The sequence below is a fragment of the Bradyrhizobium sp. HKCCYLRH2060 genome, from assembly GCF_051168135.1.
Taxonomy (GTDB): Bacteria; Pseudomonadota; Alphaproteobacteria; order Rhizobiales; family Xanthobacteraceae; genus Bradyrhizobium.
Map to the genome: position 1 here is coordinate 196,595 of NZ_JBNPUK010000002.1, position 23,366 is coordinate 219,960.

Annotated in this window: 30 protein-coding genes and 1 tRNA gene; 16 read left to right on the plus strand and 15 right to left on the minus strand. The window is 63.5% G+C overall.

The genetic code is table 11. From position 1 onward, the window contains the following. The first annotated feature begins 96 nt into the window (after positions 1-96). From ACQR10_RS04670 to ACQR10_RS04685, 4 genes are read left to right on the plus strand one after another with little or no spacing between them, the layout of a single operon-like run. On the plus strand, positions 97-501 hold the full coding sequence (locus ACQR10_RS04670; RefSeq protein WP_434911858.1) for a hypothetical protein: 405 nt from the start codon (positions 97-99) through the stop codon (positions 499-501). 60 nt (positions 502-561) lie between these two features. After that, the gene (locus ACQR10_RS04675; protein WP_434911859.1) at positions 562-738 is read left to right on the plus strand and encodes a hypothetical protein; all 177 of its coding nucleotides are present in this window, start codon (positions 562-564) and stop codon (positions 736-738) included. Positions 739-752: 14 nt separating this feature from the next. Beyond that, the gene (locus ACQR10_RS04680; RefSeq protein ID WP_434911860.1) at positions 753-1,283 is read left to right on the plus strand and encodes a hypothetical protein; all 531 of its coding nucleotides are present in this window, start codon (positions 753-755) and stop codon (positions 1,281-1,283) included. A gap of 2 nt (positions 1,284-1,285) precedes the next feature. Next, positions 1,286-1,486 (plus strand): hypothetical protein, encoded by a 201-nt coding sequence (locus tag ACQR10_RS04685; RefSeq protein WP_434911861.1) that lies wholly within the window; start codon positions 1,286-1,288, stop codon positions 1,484-1,486. 113 nt (positions 1,487-1,599) lie between these two features. Here the strand turns inward: ACQR10_RS04685 and ACQR10_RS04690 are convergent, their stop codons facing one another. Then, the gene (locus tag ACQR10_RS04690; protein ID WP_434844260.1) at positions 1,600-1,806 is read right to left on the minus strand and encodes a hypothetical protein; all 207 of its coding nucleotides are present in this window, start codon (positions 1,804-1,806) and stop codon (positions 1,600-1,602) included. 306 nt (positions 1,807-2,112) lie between these two features. Here ACQR10_RS04690 and ACQR10_RS04695 point away from each other — a divergent pair, with 306 nt between their 5' ends. Then, positions 2,113-2,391 (plus strand): type II toxin-antitoxin system RelE/ParE family toxin, encoded by a 279-nt coding sequence (locus tag ACQR10_RS04695; protein ID WP_434911862.1) that lies wholly within the window; start codon positions 2,113-2,115, stop codon positions 2,389-2,391. A 31-nt stretch (positions 2,392-2,422) separates the two neighbouring features. Next, positions 2,423-2,755, plus strand: coding sequence for a HigA family addiction module antitoxin (locus ACQR10_RS04700; RefSeq protein WP_434911863.1), 333 nt, complete (start codon positions 2,423-2,425; stop codon positions 2,753-2,755). Between the two features lie 3 nt (positions 2,756-2,758). On the opposite strand, the gene ACQR10_RS04705 is transcribed toward ACQR10_RS04700, so the two are convergent. The 4 genes from ACQR10_RS04705 to ACQR10_RS04720 form a co-directional block, all read right to left on the minus strand. Next, positions 2,759-2,974: a hypothetical protein gene (locus ACQR10_RS04705; RefSeq protein ID WP_434841070.1), complete on the minus strand. Its 216-nt coding sequence runs from the start codon at positions 2,972-2,974 to the stop codon at positions 2,759-2,761. Beyond that, entirely contained in the window at positions 2,974-3,201 is a 228-nt protein-coding gene (locus ACQR10_RS04710) for a hypothetical protein (protein ID WP_434841069.1), read from the minus strand. Before ACQR10_RS04710 ends, ACQR10_RS04705 begins: the two co-directional genes overlap by 1 nt. Beyond that, positions 3,198-3,494: a hypothetical protein gene (locus tag ACQR10_RS04715; protein WP_434841068.1), complete on the minus strand. Its 297-nt coding sequence runs from the start codon at positions 3,492-3,494 to the stop codon at positions 3,198-3,200. The genes ACQR10_RS04710 and ACQR10_RS04715 overlap by 4 nt, the downstream gene beginning before the upstream one ends. A gap of 143 nt (positions 3,495-3,637) precedes the next feature. Then, positions 3,638-4,009: a helix-turn-helix domain-containing protein gene (locus tag ACQR10_RS04720; RefSeq protein ID WP_434848905.1), complete on the minus strand. Its 372-nt coding sequence runs from the start codon at positions 4,007-4,009 to the stop codon at positions 3,638-3,640. Between ACQR10_RS04720 and ACQR10_RS04725 the strand changes: the two genes are divergently transcribed. The 3 genes from ACQR10_RS04725 to ACQR10_RS04735 all read left to right on the plus strand — a co-directional run bounded on the left by ACQR10_RS04725 (position 3,902) and on the right by ACQR10_RS04735 (position 7,091). Next, the gene (locus ACQR10_RS04725; protein WP_434911864.1) at positions 3,902-4,150 is read left to right on the plus strand and encodes a hypothetical protein; all 249 of its coding nucleotides are present in this window, start codon (positions 3,902-3,904) and stop codon (positions 4,148-4,150) included. The genes ACQR10_RS04720 and ACQR10_RS04725 overlap by 108 nt on opposite strands. 87 nt (positions 4,151-4,237) lie before the next feature. Continuing rightward, positions 4,238-4,621, plus strand: coding sequence for a hypothetical protein (locus tag ACQR10_RS04730; RefSeq protein ID WP_434911865.1), 384 nt, complete (start codon positions 4,238-4,240; stop codon positions 4,619-4,621). 175 nt (positions 4,622-4,796) lie between these two features. Continuing rightward, positions 4,797-7,091 (plus strand): AAA family ATPase, encoded by a 2,295-nt coding sequence (locus ACQR10_RS04735; protein WP_434911866.1) that lies wholly within the window; start codon positions 4,797-4,799, stop codon positions 7,089-7,091. A gap of 30 nt (positions 7,092-7,121) precedes the next feature. Here the strand turns inward: ACQR10_RS04735 and ACQR10_RS04740 are convergent, their stop codons facing one another. The 3 genes from ACQR10_RS04740 to ACQR10_RS04750 form a co-directional block, all read right to left on the minus strand. Beyond that, positions 7,122-7,859 carry an SOS response-associated peptidase gene (locus ACQR10_RS04740; protein ID WP_434911867.1) on the minus strand — a complete coding sequence of 246 codons (738 nt, stop codon included), beginning with the start codon at positions 7,857-7,859 and terminating at the stop codon, positions 7,122-7,124. Positions 7,860-8,142: 283 nt separating this feature from the next. Then, positions 8,143-8,628: a hypothetical protein gene (locus ACQR10_RS04745; protein WP_434911868.1), complete on the minus strand. Its 486-nt coding sequence runs from the start codon at positions 8,626-8,628 to the stop codon at positions 8,143-8,145. 82 nt (positions 8,629-8,710) lie between these two features. Then, a complete protein-coding gene (locus ACQR10_RS04750; RefSeq protein ID WP_434911869.1) occupies positions 8,711-8,974 on the minus strand; it encodes a hypothetical protein in 264 nt (87 codons plus the stop codon). Positions 8,975-9,580: 606 nt separating this feature from the next. Here ACQR10_RS04750 and ACQR10_RS04755 point away from each other — a divergent pair. Both ACQR10_RS04755 and ACQR10_RS04760 read left to right on the plus strand, forming a co-directional pair. Next, on the plus strand, positions 9,581-10,156 hold the full coding sequence (locus ACQR10_RS04755) for a ubiquinol-cytochrome c reductase iron-sulfur subunit (RefSeq protein WP_316178685.1): 576 nt from the start codon (positions 9,581-9,583) through the stop codon (positions 10,154-10,156). 91 nt (positions 10,157-10,247) lie between these two features. After that, positions 10,248-11,990 (plus strand): methanol/ethanol family PQQ-dependent dehydrogenase, encoded by a 1,743-nt coding sequence (locus ACQR10_RS04760; RefSeq protein ID WP_316215841.1) that lies wholly within the window; start codon positions 10,248-10,250, stop codon positions 11,988-11,990. 120 nt (positions 11,991-12,110) lie between these two features. Here the strand turns inward: ACQR10_RS04760 and ACQR10_RS04765 are convergent, their stop codons facing one another. The 6 genes from ACQR10_RS04765 to ACQR10_RS04790 form a co-directional block, all read right to left on the minus strand. Beyond that, positions 12,111-12,290: a hypothetical protein gene (locus ACQR10_RS04765; protein WP_316178689.1), complete on the minus strand. Its 180-nt coding sequence runs from the start codon at positions 12,288-12,290 to the stop codon at positions 12,111-12,113. A gap of 371 nt (positions 12,291-12,661) precedes the next feature. Beyond that, on the minus strand, positions 12,662-13,066 hold the full coding sequence (locus tag ACQR10_RS04770; RefSeq protein WP_315799926.1) for a response regulator: 405 nt from the start codon (positions 13,064-13,066) through the stop codon (positions 12,662-12,664). Then, positions 13,044-13,508, minus strand: coding sequence for a response regulator (locus tag ACQR10_RS04775; protein ID WP_315799927.1), 465 nt, complete (start codon positions 13,506-13,508; stop codon positions 13,044-13,046). Before ACQR10_RS04775 ends, ACQR10_RS04770 begins: the two co-directional genes overlap by 23 nt. 228 nt (positions 13,509-13,736) lie before the next feature. Beyond that, positions 13,737-14,582 (minus strand): EamA family transporter, encoded by an 846-nt coding sequence (locus ACQR10_RS04780; protein ID WP_316215840.1) that lies wholly within the window; start codon positions 14,580-14,582, stop codon positions 13,737-13,739. A gap of 15 nt (positions 14,583-14,597) precedes the next feature. Continuing rightward, positions 14,598-15,101 carry an NUDIX domain-containing protein gene (locus ACQR10_RS04785; RefSeq protein WP_315799929.1) on the minus strand — a complete coding sequence of 168 codons (504 nt, stop codon included), beginning with the start codon at positions 15,099-15,101 and terminating at the stop codon, positions 14,598-14,600. Positions 15,102-15,265: 164 nt separating this feature from the next. Next, positions 15,266-15,340: transfer RNA gene (locus tag ACQR10_RS04790), tRNA-Asn, on the minus strand. Between the two features lie 258 nt (positions 15,341-15,598). Here ACQR10_RS04790 and ACQR10_RS04795 point away from each other — a divergent pair. The 5 genes from ACQR10_RS04795 (at position 15,599) to ACQR10_RS04815 (ending at position 22,561) form a co-directional block, all read left to right on the plus strand. Then, complete coding sequence (locus ACQR10_RS04795) at positions 15,599-15,784, plus strand: hypothetical protein (protein ID WP_315799930.1); 186 nt, start codon at positions 15,599-15,601, stop codon at positions 15,782-15,784. 133 nt (positions 15,785-15,917) lie between these two features. Continuing rightward, positions 15,918-16,583: a protein-L-isoaspartate O-methyltransferase family protein gene (locus tag ACQR10_RS04800; RefSeq protein ID WP_316215839.1), complete on the plus strand. Its 666-nt coding sequence runs from the start codon at positions 15,918-15,920 to the stop codon at positions 16,581-16,583. A gap of 281 nt (positions 16,584-16,864) precedes the next feature. Next, entirely contained in the window at positions 16,865-18,250 is a 1,386-nt protein-coding gene (locus ACQR10_RS04805) for a TolC family outer membrane protein (RefSeq protein ID WP_315799932.1), read from the plus strand. Between the two features lie 379 nt (positions 18,251-18,629). Next, positions 18,630-19,385 carry a PopZ family protein gene (locus ACQR10_RS04810; protein ID WP_316215838.1) on the plus strand — a complete coding sequence of 252 codons (756 nt, stop codon included), beginning with the start codon at positions 18,630-18,632 and terminating at the stop codon, positions 19,383-19,385. A gap of 311 nt (positions 19,386-19,696) precedes the next feature. Continuing rightward, on the plus strand, positions 19,697-22,561 hold the full coding sequence (locus ACQR10_RS04815) for a valine--tRNA ligase (protein WP_316215837.1): 2,865 nt from the start codon (positions 19,697-19,699) through the stop codon (positions 22,559-22,561). 80 nt (positions 22,562-22,641) lie between these two features. Here the strand turns inward: ACQR10_RS04815 and ACQR10_RS04820 are convergent, their stop codons facing one another. After that, positions 22,642-23,280: a DNA-3-methyladenine glycosylase gene (locus tag ACQR10_RS04820; RefSeq protein WP_316215836.1), complete on the minus strand. Its 639-nt coding sequence runs from the start codon at positions 23,278-23,280 to the stop codon at positions 22,642-22,644. Between the last annotated feature and the right edge of the window lie 86 nt (positions 23,281-23,366).

The window sequence follows — 23,366 nt, forward strand, 5'->3', positions numbered from 1 at the left end:
GGACCAGGTCGCCGCGGGCGTTCGTGCAGCGGGTTGAGTTTGCGTCATCGGAGGCAAGCGCGCGCGATGACGGGCGCCAACAGGTGGGAATGACAGGTGGCCGGACTGGACTATCAACTGATCACATTGATCATCATGATTGCCGGCGGCGGCGCCGGCGTGGTCTGGCGCCTGACCCGCGTCGAAACCAACATCCGCGACAAGATCGCGGAGGAAACCAAGGTCCTCAAGCAGGACATCGCCACGCTCACGGTCAAGATGGCCGCGATCGAAAAGCAGGCCGTCGTCGACCTCGACATCGCCCGCCGCGAGATTGGCGAGGCGGTGGCGGCGATCCGCACCAAGGTGCACGAGATCGAGACCTGGGCGAGGGACGAGTTCGTGCGCAAGAATTCGTTCGAGGCCGTAATCGCGCGCGTCGAGAAGAGCCTCGACCAGCTCGGCGACCGCATCGACAAGCGGCTCGAGCGGCTGGCCGAGAAGATGGACGGCAAGGCCTGACAACGTTCGCCATCCGTCCGTCCATCATCCATCACCCCGAACCCCGAAGGAGGCGTCGCCATGGCGCTGGTTCTCGCTGCAATCGTGCTCGTCCTCACCCTGCTGGCGACGGCTGTCACGGCCTACGGCAACGGCATGAGCTCCGCGGGCGGAAACCGCGTGTCACCCTTTCCGGTGCTGACCGGCGGCTGCCTGATCGCGCTGGTGATCGCGCTGTCGCACGGCTTGCCTTGGTAAGGGGAGAGACGATCATGCTCTCCGCGATCGCCGTTCTGCTCGCCACCGTCGCGCTCATCATCGTCATGATCGGCCTGTTCGGCTGGGATGCGCCGCGCGCGGGTGCTGGCGCCGGCGGCCATGTGGCCATCCGCGTGCTGCTCGTCGCGATCGGCCTCGCCGCCATCATCGCCGCCGCCGCGCTGTTCTCGATTGCGCGGCCGGCGCACGCGCGCGACCTCGGCCAGTGGCAGAGCAGCGATCCGGCGCTACGCGCCTGGTATGAGAGCCTGATGCAGCCGGACGTGCCGACGGCGTCCTGCTGCGGCGAGGCGGATGCCTATTTCGCCGACGAGATCCACGTCCGCGACGGCAGGACCTATGTGATCATCACCGACGATCGCCCGGATGAGCCGCGCGGCCGGCCGCATGTGCCCATGGGGACCGAGATCGAGGTGCCACAGAACAAGCTGAAATGGGACCGCGGCAACCCCACCGGCCACGGCGTGATCTTCCTCAGCCGGAACCGCTACGTGTTCTGCTACGTGCAACCAGGCGGAGCCTGACCATGTACGACGACTTCCTGCACTTCGTCGCCGGCTGCCTGATCCTGTTCATCGTCTGCGTCGTCATGGATCACGCCGTCGATGCGTTTGGCTTCTGGCGCGTTGCCGGGGCCGTCGTCGTCGGGCTGTGGCTGCTCAGCCGGGTGGCGGCGTGGGATGAGAGGCGGCGCGCTCAGCGAGATCATTGGCGCGCGATGGTATGACGGAAGGGTAGAGGCCCCCCAGGCCTCTCACAAACCAAGTTGCTCAACGCCTGGCCCGGTCCGCATGCCTGCGGGCCGGGCTTTTTGTTCACGGGACTTCGCCTCCTTCGCGATCAGTCAGCAAATCCGCCGGTCATCAGGATGCACACGCGTTCGTAGGTGTCTTCGTCATTCCGTGCATCGGGATCATTGAGGGCGGATGCGAAGTCGAGCAAACCGCGTTTGCGGGGAAACCGCGGGCCGAGCAGCGTGTATGTGCACTGAGTGTGAGAATAGATGCCGGTTCCGTCCGGGATGCGCTTCGCAAGCAAATTGGCCATGAATGATGTTCCTCCAGGTCGTCGTTGAGAGATGGGTGAGTGAAGCCCACCGGACCGGTGGAGGCGGCGGAGGGAAACTCCCTCGCCGGAAACCCTCTGACGTTCCCCCGTGTCGGCCCCTTTGTTTCGAAGGGCAATTCCGACACGGCCTAGGTGGGACGCCGGTGGACTTCACTCTATGCAAGGGATAGTAAAGTATCACTATACGTTAGTAAAGCGATACTTTACGTATAAGGCGGATTTTTTCTCGCGCGGAAACGTAAATCGTCACTTGACGAATTAGTATAGTGTTACTATACTAATTTCATGATCAGGACATATCGACACAACGGACTGAAAGAGCTATTCGAGAGCGGCAGGACCGCCCGGATCGACGCCAAATTCCACGGCCGCTGCCTTGAGGCCCTGGACGTGCTCAACCGCGCTGCCGACCTTCGGGCGCTGAACCTGCCGAGCCTGCGGCTGCATCAACTGAAGCAGTTCAAACCGGTGCGCTATTCGATCTGGATCAGCGGCGCTTGGCGGATCACCTTCGAGTGGGATAAAGGAGACGCCTACCGTGTCGATTTCGAGCAGTACCATTGAGAGGGGGCCGCGCGCCCCTTGCGGAGAGCCAATGACCGAGCACAAGGCAGGGCCGCGGCGGCGGCCGCCGACGCATCCGGGCGCGATCGTCAAGCGTGAGCTCGATGCGCTCGGCCTGTCGGTCTACGCCGCCGCGCCCCTGATCGGGGTGACGCGGATGGCGCTCGGCAACATCATCGCCGAGAAGTCGGCGGTGTCTCCGGACATGGCGCTGCGGCTCGGCAAGTTCTTCGACAACGGGGCGGAGATCTGGATGGGGCTGCAGGCCGACGTCGACCTCTGGAACGCGCGCGCCAGGCTGAGGGACGATCTGGCGAAGATCAAGCCGGCACCGCGCGGCCCGGCCGCCGGCCGGCCGGACTGAGGCTCACTCCATCTCCTCCGCCATCGCATCCATTAGCTTGCGCACGTCGGGCAGCTTCAGCTTGCCATCGGACGGCCGCAGATATTCCCGCAACGCCCGGCATTGCCGCGCGGCGATCTCGTCCTTGGCAAGGCCGGGAGACGCTGCGCGATAGGCCTCGAGGTCGGCCATGAATTCGCGTGCCACCTTCGGCGGCAGCTCGATCGGGCGGCGCGGCATCAGTGCCTCCGCCGCCGGGCGCGCAGCGCGATCAGCTCTTGCTCGGCGTCGTCCATCTCGGCTGGATTGATCGCAGGCGGTTCGGCCTCGCGCAGCGCGCCGTTGCAGATCGGGCAGGGATCGCCGGGTGCGCCGCAGCGGCAGCCGCGCGGACTGTCGCTCCAGGGGAGGCTGGGATGGGCTTCGCAGACGAAGCCGGTGTCGTCACAACGCAGACAGAACCTCATGACGATTCGAGTCCCGGCGGCGGATTCCGTTCCGCGGCCTTGATCACGGCAACGATGTCGCCGGCGCTGACCCAATCGAACGCCGCGCGCCGGCGGAATGCGGACTGAAAGGCGGCCTCGGGATACAGCTCCTGGAGCGCGGTGCAGGCCTCGCGCAGGTGGTGGGCGATGCGGGCCTCGGGCGTGTCGGCGACGATCAGGGGGAGCGGCAGCGCCGCGCCTGTCGCGGTGATGCCGAGCGCGCGGACCAGGACGTGACGGCGGGCAATGAGCGTGGACGCATAGGACAACATGACCAGCAACTCCGGTCTCGGAAACATTTAAGGATGTGTGGAGGTGGGCTGCGCGCAGAGGTAGTGTGATATGGAGTTCCGGATTGCGCCATGGGGACGTGTGTCCATTTTGGACAGTGCAGTGGAAAAAGCCGCCGCTGCCATCATGGCGCGAGCTCGGCTGCGGCGGCGGCGACAAGCGCGGCGATCGCAGCGAGGTTGCCCTGTTCAAGAGCGAGGTGATGGGCCAGCGGGGTGCGCCACGCCTGGCCGCGGCGCTCGACCCGCCCGGCGCGCTCGAGCAGCGCCAGCCGGCGCAGCACGGTGGTGCGCGGCAGGCCGACGGTGGCGGCCAGGCGCGAGGCCGTCATCGGCCGGTCCGCGGTCGTGCCGACATAGACCGCCAGCGTGATCAGCAGATCGGTGAGATGGGCGCCGTGGTCGGTCTCGGCCCGGGGGTGATCGAGCTGGGAAAGCTGCCGTCCGAGGTCGATCCAGAGCGCAGCAAGAATGTGCAGCCGGGATCGCAGAATCAGTGCCGGTTGGGGGAGGGACTACGCCACCAGAGTGGCAGAAAAGGCCAGCATCATGGCGCATGCGCGAAGCCAGACGTCGTGCTTCTCGACATGCAGCCCTCTCCGGGCGTGGCCGGCGCTCGCGCCCTTGACTGGGGATGATCGTCATTGCGCGGCACGCGCGACGGGCAACCATGTTGCAATCGCGCCAGGGCTGCGCTTGAGTGCCTGGGGCGTGGAGGGGTTGAAATGCGTGTCCTGGGGGTGCTGGCGCTCTGCGCCATGGTGGGCGGCTGCGCGGCGTCGGCGCCGGAGGTGCGGGCGCGGCTCGGGCAGGAATATGTCGGCAGGAATGTCGACACGCTGGTGATGAAGTGGGGGCCGCCAACCAGCAGCTTCCGCATGAACAGCGGGCAGTCGTCCTACGTCTGGCAGCTGGCGACCGAAACCACCCTGACCAGCGATCGGAGCGCGAAGACCTACGCCTGCAAGGTCAACGTGATTGCGTCGCCGACGGGCACCATCGAGCAGCTCAACACGGAGGACCCGAACGCCGGCGATGGTTTGCTCGGCGTGATGGGCGCATATGGCAGCATGTGCGGCGAGCGGCTGGGCATGAAGCCACAGGGGTGATGCCGGAGATCATCCGGACCCAAGTTTTCCAGTGAGCCCTCTCTGTTTGATTGCCGCGAGTTTGATGCGGTCGGTTCGGAAATTGATTCTTCAATCGGGCCCATGTACAGGAAGTGTGCACCCCGCAAAACACAACCATTCCGATCTGCGGGGGCGCTTAGGGGGGGCGTGGCTAGTGGTCCGAAGGCTCAAGCTGCTGCGCAATATCGGCAAGTTCGACAACGTAGTTGCCGGCGCTCAACTTCCATTCAGCCGCCTGACGGTCATCTATGCTGAAAATGCTCGCGGCAAGACGACGCTAGCCGCAATCCTGCGGTCGCTTGCAAGCGGTCGGACCGAGCTCATTACCGAGCGAGCGCGGCTTGGCGCCGTGCACCTGCCGCATGTGGTCATTGACACCGGCTCCGGCGCGCCCGCCGTTTTCCAGAACGGCGCATGGACTCGTACGGCTCCCGAAATCGTCATTTTCGATGACACGTTCGTCGCGGAAAATGTCTACTCTGGCATGGAAGTTGGCGTCACTCACCGGCAGAATCTACACGAATTGATCGTCGGAAGTCAGGGCATAGCTCTGGCGCGGGCCCTGCAGGCCGAGGTCGATAAGATCGAGGTTCATAATGCCGAGCTCCGAGAAAAGGAAAGCGCTATACCGGCGCGGCTGAGGAGTGGCCTCTCCGTTGATGCGTTCTGTGCCCTAGCGCCCATGCCCCACTTACCGCAGGCGATTGAGGAGGCGGAGCGTCGTCTCGCGGCGGCTCGCGACGCGAGTAGAGTTGCCGAAACGCCAACCTTGCCACAGCTTTCGCTGCCAAAGGTCGATCTCGATGCACTCCGGGAACTGCTTGCAAAGAGCCTCCCAGATCTCGACGCGAGCGCCTTAGAGCGAGTGCAGGAGCATCTTAGCCAGCTGGGTAGGGGAGGCGAGGCGTGGGTGGGAGAGGGAATGGGGTTTGTTGGCCGTCTTGCCGAGCATGGACATGGCGAATGCCCCTTCTGCGCCCAGGACTTGGCGGGCTCACCAGTACTTGCTCACTACCGTGCTCATTTTGGGCACGCCTACAAGGAATTGAAGTTGCTGATCACGGAAGCGGCGCGCAACTTCCGGGCGGTTCAATCTGGTGATGTTCCGGCGGCGTTCGAGCGCAGCATACGCGAAACCGTAGAGCGTCAGGCATTCTGGAAGGCGTTCGCCAGGGTTCCGGCCGTTGGGATCGACACAGTGGTGATCGCGCGAACATGGAAGTTAGCTAGAGAATCGGTTGAGCGTTTGCTTGAAGCCAAGATGTCCGCGCCGCTGGAACCAATGAGCGTACCGGCCGAAGTCGAGCGTGCGGTCGCCGAACACAACGCCAATTGCGATAGGATTCGGGAAGTCTCGGACCTGCTAAACGCGGCTAACACCCGGCTGCAAACAGTGAAAGAGCAGGCGCGTGAGGCCAATGAGGCGACGTTGGCTAACGATTTAGCAAATCTGCGTGCCGTTGAAGCGCGACACGATCCCGCGATTGCGCCGCTCTGCGATGCATACTTGGCGGAAAGGGCTGCAAAAGCCGCCACGGAGCAACGGCGGCGAGTTGCCCGGACTGCGCTCGACCAACACCGGCAAGCTGCGTTTCCTGCCTATGGGGTCGCCATCAACGACTTCCTTCAGCGCTTCAATGCTAACTTCCGGGTTGGACCTGTTGACGCTGCGAACACACGTGGTGGGTCGGCGGCGAACTACACACTTTTGATCGATGGAAATCCAGTCCCGCTGACGGCCGATCCTGGATCGCCAAGCTTCAGCAATACACTCAGCGCCGGAGACCGCAACACGCTAGCCCTCGCCTTCTTCTTTGCGAGCCTCCAAAATGATCCGCTGCGCGCTCAGAGAATTGTAGTCATCGATGACCCGATGACAAGTCTGGATGAGCACCGCACACTGCACACATTGCAGGAGATGGACCGTCTGGTGCGTGATGTGGCCGGTCTGGTAGTTCTTTCGCACTCGAAGCCGTTCCTGCTCGGCGTTTGGGACAAGTGCCAACAGTTGCAGAAAGTCGCCCTAGAGGTCCGACGTTCGGGGGCTGGCTCAACTCTCGCTGCTTGGAACATTTACGCGGCGATGATGACAGAACACGATCGACGGTATGCGGCAGCGGTAGAGTATCTGGAACAGGCTGACCCGACCATCGAACGACGAGTCGCTGAATCGCTGAGACCGATGATGGAGTCATTCTGCCGCGTTGCCTATCCGAACATTTTTACTCCCGGCAGTATGCTTGGGCGGTTTCAGGACCTTTGCGAGACGCGAGCCGGCACCCCGCAAGAGATTATGAGCGCAACCAATGCCCGGGAGTTTCGCGCGCTGCTAGATTACGCAAACCGGTTTCACCACGATACGAACACGGCCTACGCGACTGAGCTAATTAACGATGCGGAGCTGGCGGACTTCACCCAAAGGACCCTCGCTTTTATTCGCCGACCGTAGGGCGGATCCTCTACACAGGTAGACTACGAGTCACATTTGGGCTCGTCCTGGGTCTTCGCGCTCGCCGCGCGTGACGATCTTCAGCCCGCCGTCCGGTAGCGGCCGTTGCAACGCCTTCGCCTCGTCCCAGGGGGCGCGCAGCCAGAGGTCGTGTTCCTCAGCCGTCGTCAGGATCACCGGCATGGCCTTCGGGTGGATGGGCGCAACGACGGCATTCGGCTCGGTGGTCAGGAAGCCGTAGACGTCGCAGGTCACCTCACCTTCCCTGACCTTGCGGACGCTAGTCCAGGTGGTCCACAGGCCGGCAAAGCAGAGCAGGGGGCGATCATCGCTAGCGGCGAACCACACCGGCACCTTGCTGCCGTCGACCGTGTCGTACTCGCTGAACGATGTAAATGGCACTAGGCAGCGGTTTGCTGGACCGAGCCATCGCTTCCAGTGCGCGCTGTTGACGTTGCGGATGTTGGTGGTGCCGCTGTCGGGCTCCAAGCGCAGCAGCTCCTTGAAGTCGACCGCCTTTCCCTTAACCTCGAGCTTCGCTGCACGCCGCCTGGCCGCGTCCATCAGTGCTTTTTGCGACGACGGCATGCCCCAGCGCGCCATGACCAACTCGCGGCCGCCATCGCCGTTGCGCACGATCGGCGCCGGGTAGTCCGGGAAGATCGCGGGCAGCGACGGCAGGTTGCCGGTGCGGTCATGATCCGGCGCGATGCCGAACAGGCGGCGGATCGCGTCGACGTTCCTGGTCATGGAGTATAGGTTGCACATAAGCCGATTCTTAGCGGTAGCGATTTTCGTACCAATTCTTCAGTCTAATCAGCTTATTAGGCACCCAGTCGAACCAAAGGAATATCCAGCACGTGACGACGACCAATAAGGCGTAGGCGATTATCTTCCAGAGCCATGGGAGAGGTTCGATCATTGAGATAATCTGCCCCTCGATGGAAATTGCGAAAGCCAACGCGACGTAGATGTAAGCCCAACTGACTGACCCCCGTTTGACCTTCGTCTCCACCATTGCCTTTCTCCACGTCGATTGCGCGGGCGCCGCTCAGGGCGTCTTGATCCGGGTGGGCTCCGGATCCGGCTTGGCGCATGTCAGCCGGAGAATGTGCGCGCGCTGCCGGCCCCAGCGTCGCTTCTCGCTGCACGGCTCGCAATAGAGTGCGGCTTCGAGCTTCCAGATCGGTGTCGCGGGCGGCCGGTCGAGAGCGCGCAGGCTCACCAGCGAGATCCGGCGGCAGCGGTTGCACTTGGCCTCGAGCAGGTCGTAGCCGGCGTTCAGCGCTATGCCGATGGTCGGGTTGGCCTGCGGCTCGCCGGGCGCCGGCATCGCCGGGCCGCCGGCCCACATGATCGCGTTCCACGCCTCGCATTCCAGCCGGTCTGCCTCGCGCAGCTTCTCGACGGCCGCGCTGCGGATCAGCTGCGATTGCGCGAAATAGCTGTCGTGCAGGCCGTGCGCCGCACGCAAGCCTTTGGCCTGGGCCTTGCGGTCGCCGCCGGACAGCGGAATCTGGATGACGCGCGGGGACATCGCCCATTGATTCCCGAGATCGGCTGCCGAGGGAAGCCGCTAGGTCTGGGGCCCAGCCGAGCAGCCGAGCCGCTAGAGGGCCTCAGGCCAGGACCTGCTTACCGGCATCCGTCAGCTTCACATAGGTTCCGCTCTCGTGCAGCCATAGCCAGCCGCGTTCAACGGCCAGGTCGAGGCCGGCCTTGTACTCGGCCGGCGTGGCCTTGAGCTCCGCCAGCATCGGCCAGTTGATCTTCTCGATGTGGATGCGGCCGTCCTGCACCGGCTCGAGCCCCGCCGAGATCCTGACCAGCTCGCGCGCGGCGGTCTCGGGATCGGCGTAGGGGCGGGAAGAGGCGAATTTCATGGGAAGCTTTGAAAACCGAGTTTCAGAAACAAAAGCGGCGGTTTCCACGGGATTCCACTCGGAAATCCGCAAGCAGCTTCAGAACTTTGGTTGAAAAGGCGAGGGAACCAATCTGCTTTGCAGACCGCTGCGTAACCACTCCGCCACGTGGCCCCTGTGGGCGGAGCAATATAGGCAATCGGTCGCTTAGGCAACCACTCTCGTCGCGAAGCCGACTCCATCGATCCGGGCCCTCAGCCAGCCGGACGTTCGATCCGCCGAGCCGCGTTTCGAACTGGTCGGCATCGGGCTCGGCAGCGCGTAGGGGTGTTGTCGCGCCGTTCTCATCCCGACCCTGGTCCACATCTCGCGTGGTCGAAAATTCCAGACGGAGCAGGCGATGCGGCGGCTGCCGATCACCAGCAGCTTTCGCCGAACTGTTGCATCGGCAATGACGCGCAGCAGCGACGATAGTTGAAAACATCGCGGCGAAATCGCGCAACGCGCCTTGATTTCGTCAGGTTGTGTTGTTCTAATTGTTCTATGTCAGGGTGCGCTGCGGGACGCCGGACTTTAGAGCAGCATTCCCACGACTCAAGCACACAACTTCACACGCAAAGATCTGTCATGGATGATCACCCGACACGCCGCTCGGTGGTTTTCGGCACGCTTGCCGCATGCGCAACAGTCGCCAGCGCAGCGGCCGACGACGATGATCCTCGCAAGGAGAAGCGGCCGCAGAAAGGCGACCTGATCGTGTTCTCGGAAGGGGAGCGCGAAGGGCAGACGATCACGCCTGACGACTTGAAGCTCGGCGAGCCACCGGTTCACGCGTGGCCGAAGGATCCAGCGAATGCGATCGTGCGTGACGGATCGCGATTGAACGAGGTGGTGCTCGTCAGGCTCGATCCAAACGAACTGGACGACGACACGCGTCAGCGCGCAGCCGAAGGAATCGTGGCCTATTCGGCCATCTGCTCGCATGCGGGATGCCCGGTCACGGCCTGGATCAAGGCGACCGAGGGCAACGACGATGTCTTCAAATGCATGTGCCACAATTCCGAGTACGACCCGAGGCGCGGGGCGCAGGTCGTGTTCGGCCCCGCGCCGCGGCGGCTTGCCGCGCTTCCCCTCGCGATCAAGGACGGCACGCTCCTGATCGCCGGGCCCTTCATTGGGAAGGTAGGTGGCCAACAGGGCTGATGAGATCCCATGTCCCTATCGGAACTCGCATCGTCTCGACACCCGTCACGACAACAAGTGAATCGAAAAACGAAGCAGGGGAGGTTTGTCCATGTCCATCACGTCCACCGCGATCAAGCAATGGCTGCTATCGAGCACCGTGGCGTTCACCTGTCTCGCCGCACCGGCAGCCGTGGCCGGCCCGATCGACAACTATAGTCCCGTCACGCCCACGCGGCTCGAAAATCCCGAACCGGGCAACTGGATGCTCTACCGCCGGACCTATGATGGCCAGGGGTATAGTCCGCTCGACCAGATCAACACCACGAATGTCAAGGACATGGTGCCGGTCTGGACCTTTGCCACCGGCGTGGTCGAGGGGCACGAGGCACCGCCGCTGGTCAACAACGGCGTCATGTTCATCACGACGCCGATGGGGCAGGTGATCGCGCTGAATGCCAAGACCGGCGATCAGTACTGGCGCTACAAGCGCGAGCTCCCCGAGGATCTGTTCCAGCTGCATCCGACCAATCGTGGCGTCGGCCTCTGGCAGGACAAGCTCTACCTCGCCACGACGGACGATCATCTGGTCGCGCTCGACGCCAAGACCGGCAAGGTGCTGTGGGACAAGAAGGTCCAGGACTACAGGAAGGGACAATATCTCACGCTGATGCCGCTGATCGTCGACGGCAAGGTGATGGTCGGCGGCTCCGGCGGCGAGTTCGGCGTCCGCGGCTACGTTGCCGCTTATGACGCCGAGGACGGCAAGGAGCTTTGGCGCACCTTCACGATCCCGGCCGAAGGCGAGCCCGGGCATGACACCTGGAGCGGCGACGACTGGAAGAACGGCGGCGGCTCGGCCTGGATGACCGGCACCTACGACAAGGACACCAAGACGGTGTATTGGGGCGTCGGCAACGCCGCGCCCTGGCCAGGGGGCCTGCACCCCGGCGACAATCTCTACACCAGCTCGGTGATCGCGCTGGATCCTGCGACCGGAAAGATCAAGACGCATTTCCAGTATCACCAGAACGACTCGTGGGACTGGGACGAGGTCGATGCGCCGATGCTGGTCGACCTGCAGCGCGACGGCCGCAGCTTCAAGAGCCTGATCCATCCCGGACGCGACGCCATCTTCTGGGTGCTCGAGCGCACGCCGGAGCGCATCAACTACGTCAATGGCTGGAACTTCGTCCACACCGATGTCTGGAAGGGCATCGAGCCCGAGACGGGACGGCCGATCGTCGATCCCGCGCACAAGCCGACGCTCGGCAAGCGTGTCGACTTCTGTCCCTCGTTGTGGGGCGGCAAGGACTGGCCGTCCGCGGCCTACAGCCAGAAGACGCGCTTCGTCTACGTGCCGGCGAACGAGAATTTCTGCGGCGGCTTCACCGGGGAAAAGCTGCCGCTCGTTCCCGGCCAGCTCTGGCTCGGCACCAAGGCCGAGGACATCGGGCTCACGGTGCGGCCCGGTGCCGACCATTTCGGGGAGCTGCAGGCCTGGGATCCCGCGACAGGCAAGAAGGTGTGGTCGCACAATTTCCCGAAATCCCAGCTGTTCGGGTCGGTGACCGCGACGGCGGGCGATCTCGTTCTGGTCGGCGGCACCAACGACCGGATGTTCCGGGCCTTCCATGCCAAGACCGGCGAGCTGCTGTGGGAGCAGAAGACGAACTCGGGGATCATGGGCATGCCCGTCGCCTATGAGGTCGATGGCACGCAGTACATCGCCGTGCAGTCCGGCTGGGGCGTCGATGCGCAACGCATCCAGGATGCGCTCTCGAAAGGCAACATCGGTCTGGAGGACAACGTCCCGCAAGGCGGCGTCGTCTGGGTGTTCGCAGTCAAGAAGTAGCGCCGGCGATCTGAGGGGCGGCGGCCTCCGCCGTCGCCATCTCAGAAAATGAAGACCGCAGCAGTGTTCCGGCAAAGACGTGCCGATCCACTGGCTTGCATGACGACAGAAGATCGCGCGTCAACAGGCCGCGAACCAGCCGTCCGGAAACGGGATCAGCGGCCAGGCGCCCTGGTTGTCGTTGGCTGCCGCGGGGAAATGCAGAATCGCGAACAAACGGGCCATGGAATCGGTCTCGGTCTCGGGCGCAATAGCGGTTCTCACAACATCCATCAACAACTCGTATTCGGCTTCGCTCATCTCGCCCTCGCACAAACTGCGAGCCACGATGGCAAAATTCCACTTTGTTCAAATTGAGCGGATCGCTCAAATTCTAACGATCGGGCACGAAGGACCTAATTGGTTACCGGTGCCCTTCGTTCCAAAAGATACCGCGGTCCGCGCCGTTCCAGTGTGAACGGGCTCACATCCCAAGGCTTCTCGTCGTCCGTCGACCCGTCTGCCCGTGCGGCAGGTGATGCCCTGCAGCGATCACGAGTCCGCCCGTAGCCGACCGTGAGCAAGAGATCCAGAACGTCTGCCGCGCGTCGCAGGCTGCCTTGCCGGCAAAGGCCAGAGAGGCGACCCGCTCCAAACGCCCGGCTCGACGCAAGCAGCAGAATCGCTGGCAGTCAGACCGCCACGGCGAGAAGCTCGGTGTCCTGCGCCAGAATGTCACGCATCAGCTGCGACAGGTCTTTCGGCTTGAACGGCTTCGCCAAACGATGAAGGCCGACCACTTTGGGCGAGGGGGAGAGCAAGTCAGGCGCCCCCTGTCCTGACTCGAGCACCATGCCCGACATCATCACGATGGGCATCGTGGGCCGGGCCGCGCGCGCAGCCCGGATGACGTCGTTGCCGTCCATGTCGGCCAGGTTGAGATCGATCAGGGCCGCAGCGAAATCGTCGCGGGACACGGCATCCATGGCCAGCCGACCGTCGGTGACGGCCGTGACCGCGTAGCCCTCGCGAACCAGAAGATGCTGGATGACACAGCAAACGCCGACTTCGTCATCAACGACCAGGATGTTCATCATGAGCCCTTCCTGACAGACGTGGATGAGGAGCCACGCGCCGCGCCTCGGTCAGAAGTCGTTGCCGCACCTCGATCGCACGATCGACCGCTTCGAGCAGATCGAGGATGTCGAACGGCTTCTGCAACGCTGCCGTTGCTCCGAGCTTGATTGCCATACCGAGGAAGTCTGGAGCTCCCAGTTTCTTATCGGTGAACGCGTAGCCGGAGATTGCGATGAACGGGACCGTGGGATCGAGCTTGATGAGCTCGCGAATGGTTGCGATGCCGTCCATGCCCGGCATGAACATGTCGATCACGACGGCATCGAAGGACACGCTGCCGATCAATCGAATGCCGGTCGGACCATCCGGCGCGAGAAACACGCAGAACCGCTTCTTCTTCAATAATGTTTCCAGCGCAGCGCGCGTGGCACAATCATCGTCAATAATGAGGACAGTAGGCATGGGCCACCTCAGTATCAGCGGGACTGAAGGACTCTCACGCTACAAGGACAATAGGCTGAGGCTCAAAAATGGCAAAGTAGTTAACACTGAATTAGTTACTGCGATTCTGCAACCAGGAGTTTTACGGAACTTCCCTGTCCGGACCGCAGGCAGATCTTCTGTTGTGCATCATGCGATGAAGATGGAACTATGATGTCCGGGTCGATGGCTCCGGCTGTTTGACGAATCTCAATCCGGCTTGAGCAAGGCGACGATGACCAGCCCGACTGCGATCAGCGCCGCGCAGCAAAGCCGTTGCGGCGTTGCACGCTCTTTCAGGAACAGCACGCCGATCAGCGTCGCAAACAGGACGCTGCATTCGCGAAACGCGACCACATTGGCGATCGGATTGCGGCTCAAGGCCCAAAGGAATACCACGAATGACGTCAGCCCCAGGGTGCCTGCGATCAGCACCGGAGTCCGGGCGTCTCGGATCTCCAACACCAGCGCAGGTCCTCGCAACATCATTGCGACGAGAAAGAACACGACATTGTCGAGCACGATCATCCAGACCGTGAACGAAGCCCAGCCTTCGGTCTGCCGAGTGCCTGCCGCATCGACGACCGAATAGCCGGCGACCAGTGCGGCGGCGCAGACCGCAGCCCAGAACGCGCGGCGGTCGATCGGACCGTGGATGCGGTCGCGTGCCAGGCCGGTGATTCCGAGGACGATGACGGCGATTCCGATCAACTGCCCGCTCCGTGGCAGTTGCTGCAGACCCAGCGAGGCAAATAGCGTTGCGAACAGCGGAACGGTGCCACGCGCGATCGGGTAGGTACGTCCAAGCTCGGCTGAACGGTAGGCCATTGCGAGGCTCGCCTTGTAGCCCGCGTGCAAGACCAGCGAGGCCACGATGAGCGGCCAGGTCGAGAGCGCCGGAACGGGAACGAGAAACATGAAGGGCAGGATCAGGGCGCTGCTCACCAGACCCATGCCAGCCAGAAGGGAGAGGCTGCTGCCGGTCTTGACGATGGCATGCCAGCTCGCATGAAGCAGACCGGCCATCAGCATGAGAATTGCGGCGACAGGATCCAAGGACTCGAGTCCGGTTCAGCTCTCGGGCCGCCAGCTCGCGGCAGCGAAGTAGGGGACCGGGTCGTGCTGGAGCGCCTGACGCGAGATGATCCGGCTCGATGGCGACACCGGGAGCTGGTCCCATTCCCCACGATCGACGAATCGGAGGCTCGCGATCTCCTCGCCGTCAGGCGCAAGCGCGCCGCCTTCGATGACGGCTTCGAAGGCGATGACCGTATAGTAGGTCAGATCACCGTTGGGATAGCGGATGAGGAACTCCGGGCCGCCGAACACCCCGAGCAGACGTTTCGGGCGGACCACGAGGCCGGTCTCCTCAAAGCATTCGCGGGTGGCGGCGTCGGCCGGATGCTCATTCGGATCGATGGCGCCGCCGGGCAACGTCCAGAGGCCCGTCTCCGCGTCGCGCCCGAGCAGAATGCGGCCCTGGTCGTCGAACACGGAGATGGAAACCGCCGTGGTCGCCAACAGATCATGGCCGATCTTGCTGCGGACGGCTCTCAGATGATCGGAAATCGGCATCGCTGGTCGTCACTGCAGAAGGAGTGCCCCCGCTTGCCCGACGCCCCATGCGCGGTCAAGGGAAGACAGTGAAGATCGGCGAACGTTCGCCGCCAATCGGCGGATGTCCCGCGTCACAAGAAAGAAGGATTGGGAGGATAAAGAACCATTCGGCATGGCCAGAATGGCTCCCCGGGCTGGATTCGAACCAGCGACCATTCGATTAACAGTCGAATGCTCTACCGCTGAGCTACCGAGGAACAGGCGAAGCAATGTTCGCGAATGCGGCTGCGTATAACAAAGCCGTTTCGCCTTGCATAGAACGAAATCGCATCTTTGCGACGATTGCGGGCTCAGGAATAAAATACCGAAATTTCATATGGTTAGATTGATTTTGAACGCTTGCTGGGCAGCGGCCGCCCACAGTTCGATGACAGGAAATTCACTTGGAGGGGAGCAAACCGGCCCCGATAGTTTGCTGGAACCGGCCAGTCCCCCGCGGTCATGGAGTGTCGTAGATGCCAAACACCGTCATCCCATTCGCTGAAGAAGTCTCCGCGCCCTCGTTGATTCCCGACCAGGTCGAGCGTCTCAGCGACGACGAATGTCTCACGCGGTTGGCCGACATGATGACGCGCGGTGATTCTGAACATATTGACGAGATCGTGCAGTTGCTCGGGCGACTGGCCGTGGTGATCGAGTAGCCGGCGGTCGGCGTCCTCACAGGCGGTGTCCCAGCGGCTCCGTTGAAACCCGCATGTTGCCTTTTCGAGGGCCTTGTACCAAAAGATTGCGCAGATCGTCCGCGGTCCATCCGCTTTGCTTGCAGGTCTGCTCATGTCTTCATTCGCGACGGCGCGCCAGAAAATGGTCGATGGTCAGGTCCGGACCAACGACGTCACCGATCACCGCGTGCTGGATGCGTTGTTGACCGTGCCGCGGGAAGTCTACGTTCCCACAGATCGGCAGGCGCTGGCCTATCTCGACCTGGATCTCGACGTCTCCGAATCCGCTTCGACCAAGCGGTATCTGATCAAACCGATGCTGACGGGAAAACTGCTGCAGGCTGCCGAGATCAAGCCGACCGACAGCGTGCTGGTGGTCGGATGTGCGACGGGCTATCTCGCTGCGTTGGCCGCCCGGCTTGCGGGCAACGTGACGGCGACCGAGGTCGATTCGGCGGTCGAAGGTCGCGCCAAGCATCTGCTTGCCGCCGTCGATGGCTGCCCGGTTACGATTCGAGTCGCGCCGGCTGCGGAGGGTGATCCGGCGGACGGCCGCTTCGACGTGATTCTCCTCAATGGAGCGACCGAGGTCGCTGTTGACGGTCTTTGCCGTCAATTGAAAGAGGGCGGCCGCCTGGTCGGCGTCTTCGCCACCTCGCGACCCGCCCGCGCCATGATCTTTACGCGATCGCATGGTGATATCGGCAGCAGGGTTCTGTTCGATGCCGCGGCGCCGGTCATTTCCGGCCTCGAACGGGTCCCCGAGTTCGTTTTTTAAGTCGTCAGACGAAGTTCTTGGCGACCCCTCTGAACTGCCGGCATCCCGTCGCGCAGTACGGCTTGGTGCGTTGTCTTCGCGGCTGCGGGCGGGCAAAATTCTGTTTTAAATCAGAAGTGTGGCCTGGATGCTGCACGTTGACAGTTTTCGATACGGGTTCCAGGCTTGGGTGGTTCCGTTGCGCTTGCATGGGGAATAAGGTGCGAGGTGCGCGGGAGTCTCTTCAACAGGTTACGGCCCGGCTCTGGCGTTCGAGCCGGTAACAAATGAATGGAACAGGGATGTTTGGGGTGAAGCTCGTCACCGCAGCGGCGGCTGTGGTCCTCGTGATGGCTTGTGCAGGCCCGACGCCTGCGCTGGCCGACACGATCGAGGCTGCGCTGGTGCGCGCCTATCAGAACAACCCGCAACTGAACGCGTCGCGGGCCCAGGCTCGTGCGGTCGACGAAGGCGTTCCGCAGGCACTCTCGGGGTATCGGCCGAAGGTCAATCTGACTGCGACGGCGGGCATTCAGTATACGGATTTGCAAGCGGCACCCGCGACGCCGGCCGTCAGCGGCGTGCAGAGGCCGCGAAGCGTCGGCCTGACGGTCAACCAGAATCTGTATAACGGTCAGCAGACGGCAAACGGCGTGCGCAAGGCCGAGGCGAACGTCTCGGCGCAACGAGAGGCTCTCCGTATTCTCGAGCAGCAGGTGCTGCTAGCCGCGGCCACGATCTATATGGACTATCTGCGCGATGCGGCGATCGTCGAGGTCCAGCGCAGCAACACGCGAGTGCTGGAGCAGACGCTCAAGCAGACTCGGGATCGGTTCAACGTCGGCGAGGTCACCCGCACCGACGTCGCGCAATCCGAGGCTCAGCTCGCCGCCGGCCGCACGCAGCAGCTCACAGCAGAGGCCCAGCTGACGGCGACCCGCTCGAACTTCCGCCGAATCATCGGCAACGATCCCCAGAATCTGGCGCCGGGCTCTCCTGTTGATCGTTACTTGCCGCCGAGCCTCCAGCAGTCGGTCGAAACGGCCCTGACGGAAAACCCGAGCGTGACCGCGGCGATGTACGGCATCGACGTCCAGTATCTTGACACGAAGATCAAGGAAGGTGCGCTGCTGCCGTCCGTAAACGTCCAGGCTCAGGCTCAGCAGGGTTATGAGTCGAGCCTGCAATCCTATCGTGGGTTCAGCGCGTCGGCTGTCGCCTCGCTGAACGTTCCGATCTACAACGGAGGGGCGGAATATTCGCTGATCCGGCAGTCCAAGGAGTCGCTGGCACAGCAGCGTCTGGTCCTGGAGCAGACGCGTGATCAGGCTCGCTCCGACGTGGTATCTGCCTGGGGCAAGCTGCTCGCGGGCAAGGCTCAGGTGCAGTCGGCGCAGGCCCAGGTGGCGGCCTCCGAGATCGCCTTGAACGGCGTGCGCGAGGAAGCCAAGGCGGGCCAGCGGACCACGCTGGATGTCCTCAACGCTCAGCAGGCGCTGGTCAATGCGCGGAACTCGCTGGTGAACGCACAGCACGATCGTGTGGTGGCGTCCTACTCGGTGCTTCAGACCGTCGGTCGGCTGTCGCCGCAGGTGCTGAACCTGCCGACGACCACCTACGATCCCAGCGTTCACTACCAGCAGGTCCGGGATAACTGGGCGGGTGTACGGACGCCGGATGGTCGTTAGTACATTCTTAATATCGACCCTGATCCCTCGGTCCTTGGCCGGGGGATTTTTTTGTGGCACATGCTGTGGTTGTGACGAATGGGCGACGCTTGACAGGCGACCTCCGTGCTCCACCGGGTTCGCGGCCGGCGTTGCTTGCATTCATTTGTTGCCATGACATAGCCTCAAAATGGCCGCCGAACGATTCGGACTGCGTCGGAAGTTCTTCCAAGAATAGTCTCCGACATGGGCAGTATCGTTCTGTTGTTTTGCATCGATCAGGCCTTGTCCGGAGACAAGTTGGCATGTCCGTTGAGAAGTCCGAGCCTCTTGGATCCGGCGCCCGGGACTTTTGCGCCGCGCCGATACGTAGGGCGGCGTTGCTGATTTGGAGTCGGAAATGACGCAGCCTGCGAAGGTCCAAGAACCCTCCATGGAGGAGATTCTGGCGTCGATCCGGCGTATCATTGCCGACGACGAGGGCAAGCCGCCGGCGGCGGACAAGGCTGCCGCGCCGGAGCCGGTGAAGGCCGAGAAGCCGGCGGCCCCGGCCGCGAAGCCGGTGATGAACGACATCCCGCCTTCGAAGATCGCTGCTGCGGCCCCCGCCAAGCCCGCGCCACCACCATCTGCGCCGCCGCCCGCGGCGGCTGCGGCGCCCAACAGTCAGGATGACATTGACGCATTGCTGGCGGGTTTGGATGAAACGACTCCGGCGGCAGAGGTCCGGCCGGCCGAACCCGAGCCGGATCCAGAACCTGAAGTACTTGAGTTGACGGACGACATGGCAGTGGCCCCACCGACTCCCGCTCCAGCGCCAGCCCCCGCCGCGGCATCCTTCCGAAAGGTGGATCCGCAGAACGATATCGAGTTCATCGAGTCCGGGCGGCTCAACCATAAGGCCGCGAACTTCGAGTCGTCTTTCGAGCAGGCCACGCCGAAACAGCCGATCCTGGCGCCGTCCACGGTCAACGCCGTCGAATCGGCATTCAATGCGCTGGCCAACACCGTGCTGAGCAACAACGCCCGGACGCTTGAGGACCTCGTCAAGGAGATGCTGCGTCCGATGCTGAAATCGTGGTTGGATGACAATCTTCCGGCCCTGGTGGAGCGCATCGTCAAGGCCGAGATCGAGCGCGTCTCGCGCGGCCGCTGACGCCGAGAGGGGGCACGAACTCGCATTCCGTTCTGGAGCGAGCCGCGGCGGGCGGTAGGCCCTTTCCGTCAATGTTCGCCGCTGCTGTTGACTTGGCGCGCCGCGGCGGCTTTCTAGCCCTGTCAAGCTGATCCCTGCCGGACGGATCGAGAGGGCTCCTCCGGGAGCACGGTCCGCGGTCGGACATCAGTCCGAAAACAGCCCAAGCACCAACAGCTTGCGTGAGCTTTTTCAGGTCATGTCACAAAAGGCCCGGACGAGTTCCGCGACATCCCGAATTGGACAGCCGGCCCCACGCCGCTGGAAATGCCATGATCGATAAGAATTATCAGCCCACCGATCTCGAAGGTCGCATGTCCCTGGTCTGGGAGGATGCCCGGGCGTTCTCCGCCGGTCGCCCCGATCGCCGCGATGCCGATCCTTTCACCATCGTGATCCCGCCGCCGAACGTGACCGGATCGCTGCACATGGGGCACGCGCTCAACAACACGCTTCAGGACATCCTGTGCCGGTTCGAGCGCATGCGCGGCCGCGACGTGCTGTGGCAGCCCGGCACCGACCATGCCGGCATCGCCACGCAGATGGTGGTCGAGCGCCAACTGATGGAGCGCCAGCAGCCCGGTCGCCGCGAGATGGGCCGCGAGAAGTTCCTCGCGCGCGTCTGGCAGTGGAAGGACGAGAGCGGCGGCACCATCATCAACCAGTTGAAGCGTCTCGGCGCCTCCTGCGACTGGGGCCGCGAGCGCTTCACGATGGACGAGGGCCTGTCCAAGGCCGTCGTCAAGGTGTTTGTCGAGCTGCATCGCGCCGGCCTGATCTACAAGGACAAGCGGCTGGTCAACTGGGACCCGAAGCTGCTGACGGCGATCTCGGACCTCGAGGTCCAGCAGATCGAGGTCAAGGGCAACCTCTGGTACCTGCGCTATCCGATCGAAGGCAAGACGTTCAGCCCCGAGGATCCCACGAGTTTCATCGTCGTCGCGACCACGCGTCCCGAAACCATGCTCGGCGACAGCGCAGTCGCCGTGCATCCGGATGACGAGCGCTACCAGCATCTCGTCGGCAAGCGCGTGATCCTGCCGCTGGTCGGCCGGGAGATTCCGATCGTCGCCGATACCTATTCCGATCCGGAGAAGGGCACCGGCGCGGTCAAGATCACGCCGGCCCACGACTTCAACGACTTCGAGGTCGGCCGCCGCCACGGCCTGCCGCAGATCAGCATTCTTGATCGCGAAGGCTGCATTGCGCTGGTCGACAACGAGGACTATCTGCGCGGCCTTCCCGAGGGCTCCGAGGAGTTTGCCAGGGAGTTCCACGGCATCGAGCGTTTTGCTGCGCGCAAGAAGATCCTGGAGCGGCTGGAATCCTTCGGCTTCCTCGAGCGGGTCGAGCCGAACACGCACATGGTGCCGCATGGCGACCGCTCCGGCGTCGTGATCGAGCCCTATCTGACCGACCAGTGGTATGTCGACGCCAAGACCCTGGCGCAGCCCGCGATCGCGGCGGTCAGGTCGGGCGCGACGACGTTCGTGCCGCGCAACTGGGAGAAGACCTATTTCGACTGGATGGAGAACATCCAGCCCTGGTGCATCTCGCGCCAGCTGTGGTGGGGCCATCAGATTCCCGCCTGGTACGGCCCTGACGGCAAGGTCTTCGTCGCCGAAACCGAGGAGGAGGCCGTCGGCCACGCCATCGGCTACTACGTCGAGCAGGAGGTCATCACGGCGGAGCAGGGGCGCGAGATGGCGCTCGACCGCAACAAGCGCGAAGGCTTCATCACGCGTGACGAGGACGTGCTCGACACCTGGTTCTCCTCGGCGCTGTGGCCGTTCTCCACGCTCGGCTGGCCCGACGATACACCCGAGGTGAAGCGCTACTATCCAACCAACGTGCTGGTCACCGGCTTCGACATCATCTTCTTCTGGGTCGCCCGCATGATGATGATGGGCCTGCACTTCATGAAGGAGGTGCCGTTCTCGACCGTCTACATCCATGCGCTCGTCCGCGACGAGAAGGGCGCCAAGATGTCGAAGTCGAAGGGCAACGTCATCGATCCCCTCGCGCTGATCGACGAGCACGGCGCCGACGCGCTGCGCTTCACCCTGGCGGCGATGGCAGCCCAAGGCCGCGACATCAAGCTGTCTACGCAGCGCGTCGACGGCTACCGCAAGTTCGCCAACAAGCTCTGGAACGCCAGCCGCTTCGCCGAGATGAACGGTTGCACCGTGCCGGATGGCTTCGACCCGGCCTCCGCCAAGGAGACGCTCAACCGCTGGATCGCGCATGAGGCGGCCGCGGCGACGCGCGAGGTCACCGAGGCGCTCGAGGCCTATCGCTTCAACGACGCGGCCAACGCGATCTACCGTTTCGTCTGGGACGTCTATTGCGACTGGTATGTCGAGCTCTCCAAGCCGACCCTGCTCGGCGAGGACGGCCCCGCCAAGGCCGAGACCCGCGCGATGGTGGCCTGGGCGCGCGACGAGATCCTCAAGCTCCTGCATCCCTTCATGCCCTTCATCACCGAGGCGCTGTGGGAGTCCACCGCCAAGCGCGACAGTCTGCTGACCCTGTCACCCTGGCCGCACCGCACCGACAGGCCGACGGTGGCCGAGATCGCCGCGCTGTCCGCGGCCAGCTTCGGCGATCCCCTGGTGCCGCCGCTGCTGATCTCGTTCGACGCCGCCAGCTTCAAGGACGAGGCGGCCGAGGCCGAGATCGGCTGGGTGGTCGATCTCGTTACCGCGATCCGCTCGGTCCGCGCCGAGATGAACATTCCGCCGGCGACTCTGATGCCGCTCGCGCTGGTCGGGGCCTCCGCCGAGACGAGGGAGCGCGCACCGCGCTGGACCGAGGTCATCAAGCGCCTCGCGCGGCTCTCCGACATCAGCTTCGCCGACGCCGCGCCTGACGGCTCCGCCCAGCTCGTCGTGCGCGGCGAGGTCGCCGCGCTGCCGCTCAAGGGCGTCGTCGATCTCGCCGCCGAGCGCACCCGCCTGGGCAAGGAGATCGCCAAGGCCGAGGCCGACATCGAGCGCGTCGACAAGAAGCTCGGCAACGAGAAGTTCGTCGCCAACGCACCGGAGGAGCTCGTCGAGGAGGAGAAGGAGAAGCGCGAGGCGGCGCTGGCGCGCAAGGCCAAGTTCCAAGAGGCGCTGTCGCGGCTGCAGGGCGTCTGACACGACGCTCTCTCCTCCGTCATTGCGAGCGAAGCGAAGCAATCCCGAGTCTCACGCGCAGCCCTGGATCGCTTCGCCGCTTACGTTCCTCGCGATGACGGCGGAAATGGCTTGCTCAGGAACCGCGAGCCCTTCAGGCCGAAACGCCACGGCAGCTCGACGGCCTTGGTGATGCCGATGCGGATGCCTGTGACGACCTCGACATCGCCTGTCCGCGCGAACAGCTCGATCGGCGGAGCATCGAGCGGCAGCGCGTTATGCGCGATCGTGATGCCCATCGCCTCCGTCAGCTTGCCTGGCCCCGAGCACAGTGCACGGACGTCCTCGAGCCCACGCCGCCGCTGCATCTCCTCCATCCCCATCGTCGGCTCGATCGCCCGGATCAGCACAGCGCTGGCCGAGCCCTCGGCCTCGCAGACGAAGTTCACGCACCAATGAATGCCGTAGGAGCGGTAGACATAGGCGAAGCCGGGCGGGCCGAACATCACCTGGTTGCGCGGTGTCGGTCCCCGGAAGGAATGTGCCGCCGGATCGGTGTGGTGATACGCCTCGACCTCGACGATGATCCCGCCGACGCCGTCGACCAGAAACGTCGCCCCGATCAGCTCCGGCGCCACCGCGAGCACCTCGCGGGCAAAGAACGCCCGCGTCAGCCGCTTGGCCGCAGCATTGCGCCGGAGCCGTGAAACCCCGGGGATTTTTGCCGGTTTTTGCGCCATTCTCGAGGAAATCCGCCGTGGTGAGCGCTGTTCCGCGCTGCCCATATCTGCCATGCCCTGGTATCCTCGGCCAGCCGGTTGCGGTG

Coding starts and splice junctions, on each gene's coding strand:
- ACQR10_RS04675 (WP_434911859.1), top strand. CDS start 562: ATGGCGCTGGTTCTCGCTGCAATCGTGCTCGTCCTCACCCTGCTGGCG.
- ACQR10_RS04680 (WP_434911860.1), top strand. CDS start 753: ATGCTCTCCGCGATCGCCGTTCTGCTCGCCACCGTCGCGCTCATCATC.
- ACQR10_RS04685 (WP_434911861.1), top strand. CDS start 1,286: ATGTACGACGACTTCCTGCACTTCGTCGCCGGCTGCCTGATCCTGTTC.
- ACQR10_RS04690 (WP_434844260.1), bottom strand. CDS start 1,806: ATGGCCAATTTGCTTGCGAAGCGCATCCCGGACGGAACCGGCATCTAT.
- ACQR10_RS04695 (WP_434911862.1), top strand. CDS start 2,113: ATGATCAGGACATATCGACACAACGGACTGAAAGAGCTATTCGAGAGC.
- ACQR10_RS04700 (WP_434911863.1), top strand. CDS start 2,423: ATGACCGAGCACAAGGCAGGGCCGCGGCGGCGGCCGCCGACGCATCCG.
- ACQR10_RS04705 (WP_434841070.1), bottom strand. CDS start 2,974: ATGCCGCGCCGCCCGATCGAGCTGCCGCCGAAGGTGGCACGCGAATTC.
- ACQR10_RS04710 (WP_434841069.1), bottom strand. CDS start 3,201: ATGAGGTTCTGTCTGCGTTGTGACGACACCGGCTTCGTCTGCGAAGCC.
- ACQR10_RS04715 (WP_434841068.1), bottom strand. CDS start 3,494: ATGTTGTCCTATGCGTCCACGCTCATTGCCCGCCGTCACGTCCTGGTC.
- ACQR10_RS04725 (WP_434911864.1), top strand. CDS start 3,902: ATGGGCGCCGTGGTCGGTCTCGGCCCGGGGGTGATCGAGCTGGGAAAG.
- ACQR10_RS04730 (WP_434911865.1), top strand. CDS start 4,238: ATGCGTGTCCTGGGGGTGCTGGCGCTCTGCGCCATGGTGGGCGGCTGC.
- ACQR10_RS04740 (WP_434911867.1), bottom strand. CDS start 7,859: ATGTGCAACCTATACTCCATGACCAGGAACGTCGACGCGATCCGCCGC.
- ACQR10_RS04745 (WP_434911868.1), bottom strand. CDS start 8,628: ATGTCCCCGCGCGTCATCCAGATTCCGCTGTCCGGCGGCGACCGCAAG.
- ACQR10_RS04750 (WP_434911869.1), bottom strand. CDS start 8,974: ATGAAATTCGCCTCTTCCCGCCCCTACGCCGATCCCGAGACCGCCGCG.
- ACQR10_RS04755 (WP_316178685.1), top strand. CDS start 9,581: ATGGATGATCACCCGACACGCCGCTCGGTGGTTTTCGGCACGCTTGCC.
- ACQR10_RS04760 (WP_316215841.1), top strand. CDS start 10,248: ATGTCCATCACGTCCACCGCGATCAAGCAATGGCTGCTATCGAGCACC.
- ACQR10_RS04765 (WP_316178689.1), bottom strand. CDS start 12,290: ATGAGCGAAGCCGAATACGAGTTGTTGATGGATGTTGTGAGAACCGCT.
- ACQR10_RS04770 (WP_315799926.1), bottom strand. CDS start 13,066: ATGATGAACATCCTGGTCGTTGATGACGAAGTCGGCGTTTGCTGTGTC.
- ACQR10_RS04775 (WP_315799927.1), bottom strand. CDS start 13,508: ATGCCTACTGTCCTCATTATTGACGATGATTGTGCCACGCGCGCTGCG.
- ACQR10_RS04785 (WP_315799929.1), bottom strand. CDS start 15,101: ATGCCGATTTCCGATCATCTGAGAGCCGTCCGCAGCAAGATCGGCCAT.
- ACQR10_RS04795 (WP_315799930.1), top strand. CDS start 15,599: ATGCCAAACACCGTCATCCCATTCGCTGAAGAAGTCTCCGCGCCCTCG.
- ACQR10_RS04800 (WP_316215839.1), top strand. CDS start 15,918: ATGTCTTCATTCGCGACGGCGCGCCAGAAAATGGTCGATGGTCAGGTC.
- ACQR10_RS04805 (WP_315799932.1), top strand. CDS start 16,865: ATGTTTGGGGTGAAGCTCGTCACCGCAGCGGCGGCTGTGGTCCTCGTG.
- ACQR10_RS04810 (WP_316215838.1), top strand. CDS start 18,630: ATGACGCAGCCTGCGAAGGTCCAAGAACCCTCCATGGAGGAGATTCTG.
- ACQR10_RS04815 (WP_316215837.1), top strand. CDS start 19,697: ATGATCGATAAGAATTATCAGCCCACCGATCTCGAAGGTCGCATGTCC.
- ACQR10_RS04820 (WP_316215836.1), bottom strand. CDS start 23,280: ATGGCGCAAAAACCGGCAAAAATCCCCGGGGTTTCACGGCTCCGGCGC.